This window comes from Achromobacter sp. 18P8.1.1 (assembly GCF_057799415.1).
The window spans coordinates 20,509-33,380 of the sequence record NZ_JBYOKH010000038.1; the positions used below are offsets into that span (position 1 = coordinate 20,509).

Below are 12,872 nucleotides of genomic sequence, written 5' to 3' on the forward strand. Positions count from 1 at the left end.
CCCTCTTCCTCTCCATCGCTGAATACCGATACCGCCATGTCCAACACTCAGAGCACTGAACAGATCGTCGCCGGCATCCAAAGCTGGCTGCAATGCGAATCGCCGTCGAACTTTCCGGAAGGCATCGCCGCGATGGCGCGCATCATCGCCGACTACGCGGCCGCCGCCGGCCTGACGGTGGAACTATCGTCGCTGGGCCCCACCACGGGCCCGCTGCTGTACGCCACCAACCGCGCCCCCGGCGACACGCGCCCCGGCATCCTGATCCTGGCGCACATGGACACGGTGCATCCGGTCGGCACGCTGCTGGAGAACCCGGTACGCATCGACGGTGACCGCCTCTACGGCCCCGGCAGCTATGACATGAAGGCGGGCATCTACCTGGCGCTGACGGCGCTGGCCGGCGTGGCCCGCCCGGGCGCGACGCAGCTGCCCGTGGACTTCCTGGTGGTGCCCGACGAAGAAACCGGCAGCCACGCTTCCCGCGTGCACATCGAACGCTTCGCCGCCAACGCCAAGTACGCGCTGGTCTGCGAACCGGCCCGCCCCAACGGCGGCAAGTGCGTCACCGCGCGCAAGGGCACGGGCATGCTGAACCTGAACGTCAAGGGCCGCCCGGCCCACGCCGGCATGCAACACGAAAAGGGCCGCAGCGCGATCCGCGAAATGGCGCACCAGGTACTGGCGCTGGAAGCGATGACCGACTACGACCGCGGCATCACGGTCAGCGTCGGCACCATCGCCGGCGGCACGGTCACCAACACGGTGCCGGCCCTGTGCCGTTGCGTGGTGGATTTCCGCGTGCCGGACATGGGGGCCGCGGAAGACGTGCTGCGCCGCATGCGCGAGCTGTGCGCGGTGGGTCCGGATGTGGAACTGGACATCAACGTGGAACTGAACCGCCCGCCGATGGTGAAGACGCAAGCCGCGGCAGACCTGCTGGCACTGGTGCAAGGCTATGCGGACCGGGCAGGTTTCCTGCTGGAAGACGCCCCGATGACCGGCGGCGGCAGCGACGCGAACTTCACATCGGCGATGGGGATTCCGACGTTGGACGGCCTGGGCGCCGACGGCGACGGGGCACATACGTTGAATGAATATATTCTGGTGTCGACGTTGGAGCAGCGGTTGAAGTTCTGGGAATTGTTGCTTCGGGAATTGGCTTAGGTTTTTTTGTGACGTTGATGGTTCTTTAGACGCCCGTCACGGCGGTCCCGCGGGGAGTGCGGGTCAACGATTGCGGTCCGGAGCCTTCGCTCCGGACTTCCCCGTCGTCATCTTCGTCGCTGCCTGCGGCAGTTCCTTCAGATTCCCTCGGGCTTATCGACTCCCCGCACTCCCCGCGGGACCGCCGTGACGGACTCTGGTGGCTGCAATCTCACCGTCGCTGGGGAGAACCGTGTGCTTAGGATTCTCGTCAACAATTTTGAGGGGCGAAGGATCTTGCGGTGCCCGCTCCCCGCCGGCCGCGCGGGCGGCCTTGGGGAGCTTACGCATCGTCTTGCGTCGCGATGTGGTTGATGGTGCTCCGTAGGATGGGTGGAGTGCGATCCGGCAGGCCCAAGTACACGGGCGTATGCCGCACGTAACCCATCATCGATGCCTGCCACCATGATGGGTTACGCGCGATGGCCCCCCGCGTCCTCATGCCAGATTTGCCGCGCTCCACCCATCCTACGACGCACGATCAGCCGGATCGCATCGACAGTCTTCCTATTAGACGGGTGGCGCGCGCAGGTCTGGCTACGCACACAGCTCTGCCGCGCGCCACCCGTCGCTCCACCCCACCCCGTGACTGCGGGGATCATTAGCAAACTGCTCTTCACCGGCGCGCAAGCGATCACCGCTCCGACGCCTCGACAATGCGCATGCCGAATGCGGCCGCCTGCGCGGTCGCTTGAGGCGGGCCACGCAAATCTCGTCAGTAAACAGCGGCCTGACTGCGCCGCGATCCAAGACTTCGGTAGCCCGTCGGCGCTGTCGGCGTGACGGCGCGCAACCTTGATGCGCCCGAGGGAATCCGAAGGGAGCCGAAGGCGGACGAGGATGACGACGGGGACGTCCGGAGCGAAGGCTCCGGACCGCAATCGTGGGCGCGCGCCGTCACGCCGACAGCGCCGATGGGCGACCTACGAAAACCTGAAACGCCGGCAACCGCCCCGCAACCGACGAAGCTCCGCCGACGCCTACGAATAACCATCAAATACCGCCAAAACCTTCAATCGCCTAGAATCCTCCCAATTCCAGTCCAGAACTCCCCGCCATGTCCGCCGCCCCCGCACCTCAAAGCGCCATCGCCTACGGCCTTGCCACTCTTGCCGCCGACGGCACCATTCTTGATACCTGGTATCCGCGTCCGTCGCTGGCCGATCACACCCCTGCCGGCGGCACCCGGCATCTGACGCCTGAAGAAGCGCGCGCCGCGCTTGGTGAGCACGTTCCCACGGCCCTCATCCGGGACACACGCCGCAAAGTCGACATCGTCGCCGTGCGCACCGCGATCCCCTCGCTTGCCGAAGCGCCTGTCGACGCGCATGACGCCTATCTGCGGCTGCATCTGCTCAGCCACCGGCTGATCCGCCCCCATGACGCCAACTTGGACGGCCTGTTCGGCGTGCTCGCCAACGTCGCGTGGACCTCCGTCGGGCCCTGCGCCATCGACCAGGTCGACGCCTTGCGCTGGCAGTTGCGCGCCATCGGCCAGACCCTGGAGATCCGCGGCATCGACAAGATTCCCCGCATGACCGACTACGTCGTGCCCGGCGGCGTGCGCATCGCGGACACCGCGCGCGTGCGGCTGGGCGCACACCTGGCGGCACGCACCACCGTGCTGCACGAAGGATTCTGCAACTTCAACGCCGGCACGCTCGGCGCGTCGATGGTCGAAGGCCGCATCAGCGCAGGCGTCATCGTCGATGACGGCACCGACATCGGCGGCGGCGCCTCCATCATGGGCACCATGTCCGGCGGCGGCAAACAGGTGGTGTCCATCGGCAAGCGCTGCCTGTTGGGCGCCAACTCGGGCCTGGGCATCTCGCTGGGCGATGATTGCGTGGTCGAGGCCGGCTGCTACGTCACCGCCGGCACACGCGTGCTGACGCCGGAAGGCGCCGTGGTGAAAGCCGTGTCGCTGGCGGGCCAACATGGCCTGCTGTTCCGCCGCAACTCGCAGACGGGCGCCGTGGAGTGCCTGGTGCGCACCGCCGCCTGGGGCACCTTGAACCCCGCGCTGCACGCGGGGCATTGAATGGAAAAGGGCCGCTGCAAGCGGCCCTTTCTTCATCCGGGAAAAGCTGGCGCGCCCGGCGCCGCTTGGGGTCGTGTCCCGGTCAGGCGTATTCCGCCGTCTGCCCCAACTGGTCGTACACCAGATTCACCAACAGGTCCGAGCTCAGGATGCGCGTGGCCAGGCACGAGAACACCGTCTTGCCGCTGTCGTCTTGCAGGGTGACCGTCTCGGTCCAGTCGTTCAGGTCGATGCGCTTGAGCGACTCGTAGGGCCAGGTGGCGCCGCCGATGTGCAGGCCTTGCGCCGACAGGGCCAGTTCTTGCGTTTCCAGGCCAGGGAACTCGCCGGCCTTGATATAGCGGAACGGAACGCGCGTGCCATTGGCGATCATGGCTTCCAGCACGGGCAGGCGCTGCTCGACGTAGCGCGAGCGGAATCCGTCCATGAATGCGGGAAATTCGCTGGTGCCGCTGGGCACCACGGTCCAGTCTTGGGCCGAATCCGTGCGGTAGGCAAAGCTGTCTACCTGAACCGCCGCGGCCGGGCCGGAGGCGAACAGGCAAAGATCCTGGATGTCCGCGAAAGCCGCGTAATTACGCGTGTCGCCATGCTGGCTGACCACGCCCTTGTCATGCAATTCAAAGCGATCCGGGGCGCTCCCCGTGTGCGTAAACACCGCCAATGCGTCAGATGCCTGCGGGGTTTTGCTATTAGTCATGCAACTTCCTTATTCAGTTAGGGTGCTTTCGCGGCCCAGGACGTCGCAAAGTCATGCGACACGCATTCTCCCCCATATGAGGAATACGTGCTTGATGACCCCTTTTATCGCCGATAAAGGTGTCCCCTTGGCGGACACCAAGCACCCGCTCGCGTCACGCGCCTGGCGGAATCGGCACGAAGGGATGGTGCTGCACGTCCCCGCCCCCGGCGATGATCGCCGTCGCCTCGGGCACCTCTTCCCAGGCTCCCGGCATCTCGCTCAAGGGTTCGGACAGCAGCAGGAAGGCGTTCTCGTCCAGCGCGGCGATCTGCGCGTCCTGCGGATACAGTTCGCGCAGGTGGCGCACGCAGGTGTTGTGGAACAAGGTGCGCGATTCGGCCTCGCTGGAATAGCGCACGGCGATCAGGCGGTGGCCGTCCAGTGCGCAGACGGTCATGTTGATGGGATGCGTGACGCCATGACGCCGCCCGGTCTCTTCCACCGCGCCCACCATGCGGGCCAGCGCCGGGATCGGGTCTTCCTCCAGGCCGAACGTCAGCGCCAGCAGGAACATCACCTCGGAATCCGTCGACCCTTCCAGCGACCCGAAATACGCCGGCGCGATCATCAGCATCAGATCCCGGCGCAAGAGCGGATAGTCGCGGATGACGCCGTTATGTACGAACAGCCACTGCCCGTGCCGGAACGGATGGCAGTTGGTCTCTTGCGCGGGCGTATCGGTGGCCGCGCGGATGTGCGCGACGAAGAGCGGCGCATGGATCGCGCGCGCCGCCTCGCGCAGGTTGCGGTCGTTCCAGGCGGGATGCACGCTGCGATAGCGGAACGGCGGTTCGGGAGACTGACCCGCCGGGGCGCGGCCATACCAGCCCAGGCCGAAGCCGTCGCCGTTCGTGGTGGTGGCGCCCAGGCGCGCGTGCAGGCTCTGGTCGATCAGCGAGTGCTTGGCTTTGAAGAGCACGCTCTCCATCTGCAGGGGACTACCGGTGTAAGCCAGCCAACGACACATGACGCACTCCTTCAAGACAGACTTGCCCAGTGTAGGAGCGACCCGCAATTTTCTACAAGCTTGCCCGTCCGCGCCGCGGCATAGTGGCCTTTTCCCCGCATCAGCCGGAACTTGCCTGTGACTACGCCCTCATCCGTCCCCGCCCTGCAACAGGGTTTTTCCAGCGACAACATCGCGGGCGCCAGCCCGGAAGTCTTCGACGCCCTGCTGCGCGCCGGCACCGGCCAGGCCCCGGCCTATGGCGCCGACGACGGCTCCTTGCGCGTGCAGCGCAAGCTGGCCGACATTTTCGAACGCGACGTGGACGTGCTGCTGGTGCCCACCGGCACCGCCGCCAATTCCATCAGCCTGTCGGCGTTGACGCCCCCTTGGGGCGCCGTGCTGTGCCACGCGCAGGCCCACATCGCCAATGACGAATGCGGTGCGCCCGAGTTCTACACCAACGGCGCGCGCCTGAAGCTCCTGGGTGGCCAGGCCGCCAAGATCGATCCGGCAGAACTGGCCGTGGAAGCCCGCCGCAAAGTCGGCGACGTGCACTCGGTCCAACCCTCGTGCGTCAGCATCACCCAGGCCACCGAAACCGGCGGCGTCTACACGCTGGATGAAATCAACGTCATCGGCGGCATCTGCCGCGATGCCGGCCTGCCCTTGCACATGGACGGCGCGCGCTTTGCGAATGCGCTGGTCAGCCTGGACTGCACGCCGGCGGAAATGACGTGGAAGGCGGGCGTAGAGGTCCTGTCGTTCGGCGCCACCAAGAACGGTGTGCTGGGCGCCGAGGCCATTGTGCTGTTCAACCCGGAACGGGCCCGTGAACTGGAGTTCCGCCGCAAACGCGGCGGCCATCTGTTCTCGAAGATGCGCTTGCTGTCGGCCCAGCTGGAAGCGTATCTGGACAACGACCTGTGGCTGCGCAACGCACGCCAGGCCAACGCCATGGCCGCGCGGCTGGCGGCCGGCATGCAAGGGCTGCCGGGCGTGGCGCTGCAAGGCACCGTCGACGCCAACATCCTGTTTTGCCAATTGCCTGCCCAGGCCATCGAAGGCCTGCTGGCCGATGGCTTCCGCTTCTACCACGACCGCTGGGGTCCGGGCGTCGTGCGCCTGGTGACGTCGTTCGCGACGCAGGAGCAGGACGTGGACCACTTCCTGTCGGCGCTGCGCGCGCAAGTTGCTTAAGACCTGTGTTCGCGTGCGGGTCCGCGGCCTAGGCCGCGGGCTGGTACGCCGAAGGCGGCGCGCCGTACGCCATGCGGAAGGCGCGGTTGAAGTGGCTCTGGTCATAGAAGCCCACGTCCGCCGCCACCTGGGCCACCGACACCCGCTCGGTGGCCAGCGCCGCGCAGGCGCGCTCCAGCCGCAACCGCACCAGCCACGCGTGCGGCGTCAGGCCAGCCGAATGCGTGAAACGCCGCAGGAACTGGAAGCGGCTCAATCCGCATAGCCGGGCCAGGTCGTCCAGCGCGATCTTCTCGCACAGGTGCGCCTGGCAATAGTCGCGCACGGCGTGCAGATGCGTGGACGACAAGCCGCCCTTGACCGTTTCAGGCTGCACGGCGCCAGTACGCGCGAACAAGGTGCCCATCAACGCCAGCGACTGCGATTCCTGCGCCAGCGGCTCATCCGGCGCGCCCGACATCCACACGCTGTGCAGCGCCATGAAACGGGCGGCCAACGCGGCGTCTTCCACCAGCGTCGCAGAAAAGCGTTCATCCGCAGCCGCCCCCGACACGTCTTCGATAAAGCCGCGCATCAGCTCGGCCGACAGCCGGAAGGTCTTCAGTGTGTACGAAGCACCATAAGCGTCGACGCCCGCGCCATCGTGGATCTCGCCCGGCGGCATCAGGGCAAGGCCGCCGGGGCCCAGCAGGATGCTTCTGCCGCGGAAACACTGGCGCTGCACGCCCTGCGTCACCAGGCCGATGTGATAGTCCACATGGTAGTGGCGGTCGAACTGGAATTCGCTGAACCGCGCCTGGCCCAGCACCAGCCCCGGCGTGCCGGGCACCGGGTGATATCGGACGTCGTCTTTCATGGCGTCGGCTCCCGCGCGCTACTTCTTCAACAGCGCCTTCAGCATCGCCATGCGCTCCTTGGGATTCATGGCGGCCGTGGCTTCGTCTTCCTGCACCCGCACATCACCCAAGCCCATCTCTTCGATGAAGCGCGACGGCTCCCGCACCAGGTCTTCACGGGCGCGGCGGCGACGCTTGCACCAGCTCAGGTTCAGGCTGCGCTGCGCACGCGTGATGCCCACGTACATCAGGCGGCGTTCTTCCTGGATGCGCGTGGCCAGGTTCTCGGCCGCGCGCGCCGGGTCGCCGACTTCGTCGTCCTTGCCCAGGTGAGGCAGCAGCCCCTCTTCCACGCCGGCCAGATACACGTGCGGATACTCCAGTCCCTTGGAGGCGTGCAGCGTCGACATCTTGACGGCGTCGGGCTCTTCTTCTTCGCCGCGCTCCAGCATGGTCACCAGCGCCACGTGCTGCACCAGGTCGAAGAGCGTCATGTTGTCTTCTTCGGCCTTGCGCTTGAGCCAGCCCGTCAGTTCCAGCACGTTCTGCCAGCGCGTCTGCGCCGGACGTTCCTCGAACAATTCGAACAGGTGACGCTCGTACTGGATGGCTTCCACCAGATCGTCCAGGATGACGCCGGCGGGTTCGGCGGGCGCGGCGTCCTTGCCCGAGGCCGCGCCGCGCCCAGCGCGCCACTGCATGCGGCGGATGAACTCGGCAAAGGTGCGCAGCGGGTCCAGCTGACGCGGCGCCAACAGGCTTTCCAGGCCGGTTTCGGCCACCGCCGCCAGCAGCGAGATCTCGCGCGAGGCCGCGTACTGGCCCAGCACCTGCAGCGTCGCCTGGCCGATGCCGCGCTTGGGCGTGGTGGCCGCGCGGATGAACGCGGGGTCGTCGTCGTCATTGGCCAAGAGGCGCAGATACGACAGCACGTCGCGCACTTCGGTCTTGTCGAAAAAGCTCTGCCCGCCCGAGATCGTGTACGGAATCTTCAGATTGCGCAGCGCCTGCTCCAGGATGCGCGACTGGTGGTTGCTGCGGTACAGGATGGCGAAATCCTTCCACTGCGCCTGGCGTTCGAAGCGCGAGGCCGACACCTTCATGGCGATGGATTCGGCTTCCTGCTCTTCGCCGTCCATCGCCGACACCAGAATCGGTTCGCCCACGCCCAGGTCTGACCACAGCTTCTTGTCGAACAGCTTGGGGTTCTTCTCGATGACCTGGTTGGCGGCGGCCAGGATGCGCTGCACCGACCGGTAGTTCTGTTCAAGCTTGATGAGCTTGATGTTGGGGTAGTCGGTCGTCAGCTTGGCCAGGTTCTCGATCGTGGCGCCGCGCCAGGCATAGATTGCCTGGTCGTCGTCGCCCACCGCCGTGAACATGGCGCGCGACCCGGTCAGCAGCTGCACCAGGCGGTACTGGCACACGTTGGTGTCCTGGTATTCGTCCACCAGCAGGTAGCGCACGCGGTTCTGCCAGCGCGTGCGCACTTCCTCGTTGCTGGCCAGCAGCAACGCCGGGATGCGGATCAGGTCGTCGAAGTCCACCGCCTGATAGGCCGCCAGCGTGGCCGCGTAGCTGCGGTAGACGTTGGCCGCTTCGACATCGCCCGGCGTGACCGCCTCGCGCGCGGCGTCGTCCGGCTCCAGCAACGCGTTCTTCCACAACGAGATGATGCCTTGCACGTGGCGCAGGCGGGCCTTGTCGGTCGTGGCCAGCAGTTCCTGGATGATGGACATGGCGTCATCGGCGTCCAGGATCGAGAACGTGGGTTTCAGGCCCGCGTTGCGCGCCTCTTCGCGCAGCATCTTCACGCCCAGAGAATGGAACGTGCTGATGATCAGGCCCTTGGACAGCTTGCGGTCCACCAGGGTCTTCACGCGCTCGTCCATCTCGCGCGCGGCCTTGTTGGTGAAGGTCAGCGCCACCACGTTGCGGCCCATGTAGCCGCACTCGCGCAGCAAGTAAGCGATCTTCTGCGTGATCACGCGCGTCTTGCCGCTGCCGGCGCCGGCCAGCACGAGGCACGGGCCGTCCAGGTAAAGCACCGCCTCTTTCTGGGCGGGATTCATGCCTTGACCAATAGATTCGCTTGCGGACATTTTGAGTTGGGTCGTCATGCATCGCGCTCGCCGCAACGCGGATGCGGCCGCCAGGCGCAGGGCCGGCAGCCGCCCGTCAGCGGGCTGGTACTACGCGAGAAAATGGGGACGGGCGCAGCCGCCGATGCGGGCCTGCCGCGCCAGCGCGATAGAGGAAGACGATCATAGAACAATCGGATGGATGACGCATCGGCAGATGCCGAGGGGTCAGATCTCCAGCGGATCGACTTCCAGTTGCCAGCGCACGCGCGCCTCGTTGGCAATGTAGGGCAGATGGTGCGACCACGACGCCAGGAACGCCTGCAGGGCCGGCCGGCTGCTGCTTTCCACCAGCAGTTGCGCGCGTTCGATATTGGCCACCCGCACCACCCGCAGCGGCACCGGGTCATACAGCATGATCGCGTCCAGGCCCGGAAAGTCGGCCGCCCACTCCCCTTCGGGCAGCACGCGCGCGCGTTCCAGGAAAGCCTGCGCCACCTTCAACTCGCGCGCCTCGGCCGTCAGCAGCGCCTGGTAGACGAACGGCGGCAGGCCGGTGCTTTCGCGTTCATGCAGCGCATGCCGCGCAAAGCCCGCGTAGTCGTGACGCAGCAGCGCCTGGTAGACGGGCTGCTCGGGATAGCCGGTCTGGATCAGCACCTCGCCGTTGCCTTGGTGGCGCCCGGCACGGCCGGCCACCTGCATCAATTGGGCGAACAGACGCTCGGGCGCGCGGAAGTCGTGCGCGAACAGCATCGAATCGGAATTCAGCACGCCCACCAATCCCAGGCGCGCGAAATCGTGGCCCTTGGCCACCATCTGCGTGCCCACCAGGATGTCGACCTCGCCCGCATGCACCGAGGCGAACAACGCCTCGGCGCTGCCCTTCTTGCGCGTGCTGTCCGCATCGATGCGCAAGATGCGCGCGCCGGGAAAAAGCTCGGCCAGATGCTCTTCAATGCGCTGCGTGCCGCGGCCCATCGGCGCCAGGTCCTGGTCGCCGCATTCGGGGCATGCGCGGGGCACGGGCGCCTGATAGCCGCAATGGTGGCACTGCAGCCGGTGGCCGCGGCCGTCGGTGCGATGCAGCACGGTAAAGGCCGTGCAGCGCGGGCAATTACTGACCCACGCGCACGACTGGCAATGCAGCACGGGCGAATAGCCGCGCCGGTTCAGGAAGATCAGCGACTGCTCTTTGCGCTCCAGCCGCTGGCCGATCGCCTCCAGCAGATGCGGCGACATACCGTGCTTCATCTGCAGGCGGCGCGTGTCCACCAGCCGCATCGACGGCAAGCTGCTGGATCGCGCGCGCGCCGGCAGCGTCAGGCGCAGATAGCGGCCGCGCTCGGCGTGTTGCCACGTTTCCAGCGACGGCGTGGCTGAACCCAGCACCACGGGAATGTCCAGGTCATGGGCCCGCCACACGGCCAGGTCGCGCGCCGAATAGCGCAGGCCGTCCTGCTGCTTGTAGGAGGCATCGTGTTCTTCGTCCACGACGATCAGGCCCAGCTTGCTCAAGGGCGCGAAGATCGACATGCGCGTGCCCAGCAGCATGCGCGCGTCGCCGCGCTGGGCGCGCGCCCAGGCCTGCAGGCGTTCGCCGTCGGACAAGCCGCTGTGCATGACGGCCAGGCCGTCCGGGCCCACCAGCGCCTCAAGGCGGGCGCGCAGCGCGCCTTCCAGCTGCGGCGTCAGGTTGATTTCGGGCACCATCAGCAGCACCTGGCGCCCCTGGGCCAGCACCCGTTCGGCGGCCCGCAGGTACACCTCGGTCTTGCCGCTGCCCGTCACGCCATGCAGCAGCACGGGCTTGAAGCCGGCCAGGGCGCCAATGGCGTCCACGGCGGCGGCTTGGGCCTCGTTCAGTTCGGGCGGCTGGTCGGCCTTGGCCGGCGCGCGCGCTGTCTTGCGCTTGCGGTTGTCCAGCCGCGCCACCGGCCCGCCCGCCGACCGTTTGCCCTGATACGCCGTGGGTTTTCGCAGGGGTGGCGGCAAGGTCGGCAGCATCACCTCGCCCAGGGGCCGCTGGTAGTACTCCGCGGCAAACCGCGCCAGGCGCAGCCAGTCCTCGTCAAAAGGCGGCAGGTCGTCCAGCACTTGCTCGATGGGGCGGATTTGCTTCGGGTCGAACGAGGGCTCGGCCGGGTTCTCCACCACCACCCCGATCATCTTGCGCCGCCCGAACGGCACGATCACCCGCAGGCCCACCGGCACGGGGGTCTCGCTGCGGTAATCGAAGGGGCCGGGCAAGGGCACGTCCAGCGCCACGCGCACCCAGCAAACCGCTGCGGGAGTCGTAATCGGCGGCGCTTCAGACATGGATGCTGGGAGGGTGCATGGGGCGGGTAAGACCTGGATGGCGGGAAATTGCTAAGGAAGGCGCAGCGGGGCAATTGTCGCCCCAATGCGTCGGCTTGCTCCAGCCCCCGCCTGTGGATAACTTTGGGGAAAAGGCTGGGGCAACGTCAAGATTTGGAATAAGCGTAGATTGCGTACGCTGTTGCAATCCGGTGGAAAACTTGATTTTTGTCTATTAAAACAAAGACTTAAACAGTCTTCCAAGATTGTAAACTAGCTTCTAAAGGGTTTTCCCCGAGCAAAATCTTGCTGTGCACAAGTGTCCGCCGGGGCCCTCAAACTTCGGCCCTTTGGACCGAAGCGTTCACTCACTTACCCCCGCAGCAAGCGGCTGTGTTGGTGGACTTCGTCGACCAATTCCGCTACTGCTTCCGGCGGTGTAAACCGCGAAATGCCGTGGCCCAGGTTGAACACGTGGCCGCCCTTGCCCACCGGGCCGAAGGCGTCCAGCACGCGGCGGGCTTCCGTACGGATGGCGGACGCGCCGCCGAACAGCGCCATCGGGTCCAGGTTGCCCTGGAAGGCCACGGAGTCGCCCGTGCGGCGGCGGGCCGCGGCCAGGTCCACCGTCCAATCCAGGCCTACCGCGTCGCAGCCGCAAGCCGCGATTTGCTCGAGCCACTGGCCGCCACCCTTGGTGAAAACGATGACCGGCACGCGCCGGCCTTCGTGCTCGCGGGTCAGGCCGTCCACGACCTTTTTCGTGTACGCCAGCGAGAACTGCTGGAACAGGCCATCGGCCAGCACCCCGCCCCAGCTGTCGAACAGCATGACGGCTTGCGCGCCGGCGGCGATCTGCGCGTTCAGGTACTGCAGCGTGGCTTCGGCGTTGATTTCCAAAATGCGGTGCAGCAGATCCGGACGCGAATACAGCATCGTCTTGATCAGGCGGTAGTCGTCGCTGCCCTGCCCTTCGACCATGTAGCAGGCGATGGTGAACGGGCTGCCGGCAAAGCCGATCAGCGGCACCTTGCCGTCCAGTTCGCGGCGGATGACGCTGACCGCGTCGAACACGTAGCGCAGCTTGTCCATGTCGGGCACGGCCAGACGCGCCACGTCGTCCTCGGTGCGCACGGGGCGGGCAAAGCGCGGGCCCTCGCCTTCGGCGAAATCCAGGCCCAGGCCCATCGCATGCGGCACGGTCAGGATGTCCGAGAACAGGATGGCCGCATCCAGGTCGAAACGCTCGAGCGGCTGCAACGTGACTTCCATCGCGTAGTCCGGATTCTGAGCCAGGCCCATGAAAGAGCCCGCCCGGGCGCGCGTCGCGCGGTATTCGGGCAGGTAGCGACCCGCCTGGCGCATCAGCCAGATCGGGGTATAGGGCACGGGCTCGCGCAAGAGCGAGCGCAAGAACACATCGTTCTTCAAGCTGGAAGCAGACACGACTATCCTCGATGATCGGAAGCCGTGATTTTACTTCCCCAAGCTGACAAGGCGCGCCAGGCCGGCAGACCCGGCT

9 protein-coding genes are annotated in these 12,872 nt (G+C 66.4%); 3 read left to right on the plus strand and 6 right to left on the minus strand.

Annotated elements, in window-relative coordinates:
* Positions 1–36: 36 nt before the first annotated feature.
* Together AC27VE_RS21680 and dapD are read left to right on the plus strand one after the other, a co-directional pair.
* Positions 37–1,167 carry a M20 family metallopeptidase gene (locus tag AC27VE_RS21680; RefSeq protein WP_315139716.1) on the plus strand — a complete coding sequence of 377 codons (1,131 nt, stop codon included), beginning with the start codon at positions 37–39 and terminating at the stop codon, positions 1,165–1,167.
* Positions 1,168–2,263: 1,096 nt separating this feature from the next.
* On the plus strand, positions 2,264–3,247 hold the full coding sequence (dapD, locus tag AC27VE_RS21685) for a 2,3,4,5-tetrahydropyridine-2,6-dicarboxylate N-succinyltransferase (protein ID WP_488704930.1): 984 nt from the start codon (positions 2,264–2,266) through the stop codon (positions 3,245–3,247).
* An 82-nt stretch (positions 3,248–3,329) separates the two neighbouring features.
* Here the strand turns inward: dapD and AC27VE_RS21690 are convergent, their stop codons facing one another.
* Both AC27VE_RS21690 and AC27VE_RS21695 read right to left on the minus strand, forming a co-directional pair.
* Positions 3,330–3,947: a hypothetical protein gene (locus AC27VE_RS21690; RefSeq protein ID WP_035214049.1), complete on the minus strand. Its 618-nt coding sequence runs from the start codon at positions 3,945–3,947 to the stop codon at positions 3,330–3,332.
* Positions 3,948–4,101: 154 nt separating this feature from the next.
* Positions 4,102–4,956, minus strand: coding sequence for a class II glutamine amidotransferase (locus AC27VE_RS21695; protein WP_006227264.1), 855 nt, complete (start codon positions 4,954–4,956; stop codon positions 4,102–4,104).
* Between the two features lie 117 nt (positions 4,957–5,073).
* Between AC27VE_RS21695 and AC27VE_RS21700 the strand changes: the two genes are divergently transcribed.
* Positions 5,074–6,135, plus strand: coding sequence for a threonine aldolase family protein (locus AC27VE_RS21700; RefSeq protein ID WP_488704931.1), 1,062 nt, complete (start codon positions 5,074–5,076; stop codon positions 6,133–6,135).
* Positions 6,136–6,163: 28 nt separating this feature from the next.
* Here the strand turns inward: AC27VE_RS21700 and AC27VE_RS21705 are convergent, their stop codons facing one another.
* The 4 genes from AC27VE_RS21705 to hemE form a co-directional block, all read right to left on the minus strand.
* On the minus strand, positions 6,164–6,991 hold the full coding sequence (locus AC27VE_RS21705; protein WP_488704932.1) for a helix-turn-helix domain-containing protein: 828 nt from the start codon (positions 6,989–6,991) through the stop codon (positions 6,164–6,166).
* Positions 6,992–7,009: 18 nt separating this feature from the next.
* Positions 7,010–9,073, minus strand: coding sequence for a UvrD-helicase domain-containing protein (locus tag AC27VE_RS21710; RefSeq protein WP_088591225.1), 2,064 nt, complete (start codon positions 9,071–9,073; stop codon positions 7,010–7,012).
* Positions 9,074–9,280: 207 nt separating this feature from the next.
* Positions 9,281–11,371: a primosomal protein N' gene (locus AC27VE_RS21715; protein ID WP_315140484.1), complete on the minus strand. Its 2,091-nt coding sequence runs from the start codon at positions 11,369–11,371 to the stop codon at positions 9,281–9,283.
* A 351-nt stretch (positions 11,372–11,722) separates the two neighbouring features.
* Positions 11,723–12,796, minus strand: coding sequence for a uroporphyrinogen decarboxylase (gene hemE / locus AC27VE_RS21720; protein WP_006227269.1), 1,074 nt, complete (start codon positions 12,794–12,796; stop codon positions 11,723–11,725).
* Positions 12,797–12,872: the final 76 nt, after the last annotated feature.

What these genes read in the sequence shown, in the direction of transcription:
- AC27VE_RS21680 (WP_315139716.1), top strand. Translation starts at nt 37, where the DNA reads ATGTCCAACACTCAGAGCACTGAACAGATCGTCGCCGGCATCCAAAGC.
- dapD (WP_488704930.1), top strand. Translation starts at nt 2,264, where the DNA reads ATGTCCGCCGCCCCCGCACCTCAAAGCGCCATCGCCTACGGCCTTGCC.
- AC27VE_RS21690 (WP_035214049.1), bottom strand. Translation starts at nt 3,947, where the DNA reads ATGACTAATAGCAAAACCCCGCAGGCATCTGACGCATTGGCGGTGTTT.
- AC27VE_RS21695 (WP_006227264.1), bottom strand. Translation starts at nt 4,956, where the DNA reads ATGTGTCGTTGGCTGGCTTACACCGGTAGTCCCCTGCAGATGGAGAGC.
- AC27VE_RS21705 (WP_488704932.1), bottom strand. Translation starts at nt 6,991, where the DNA reads ATGAAAGACGACGTCCGATATCACCCGGTGCCCGGCACGCCGGGGCTG.
- AC27VE_RS21710 (WP_088591225.1), bottom strand. Translation starts at nt 9,073, where the DNA reads ATGTCCGCAAGCGAATCTATTGGTCAAGGCATGAATCCCGCCCAGAAA.
- AC27VE_RS21715 (WP_315140484.1), bottom strand. Translation starts at nt 11,371, where the DNA reads ATGTCTGAAGCGCCGCCGATTACGACTCCCGCAGCGGTTTGCTGGGTG.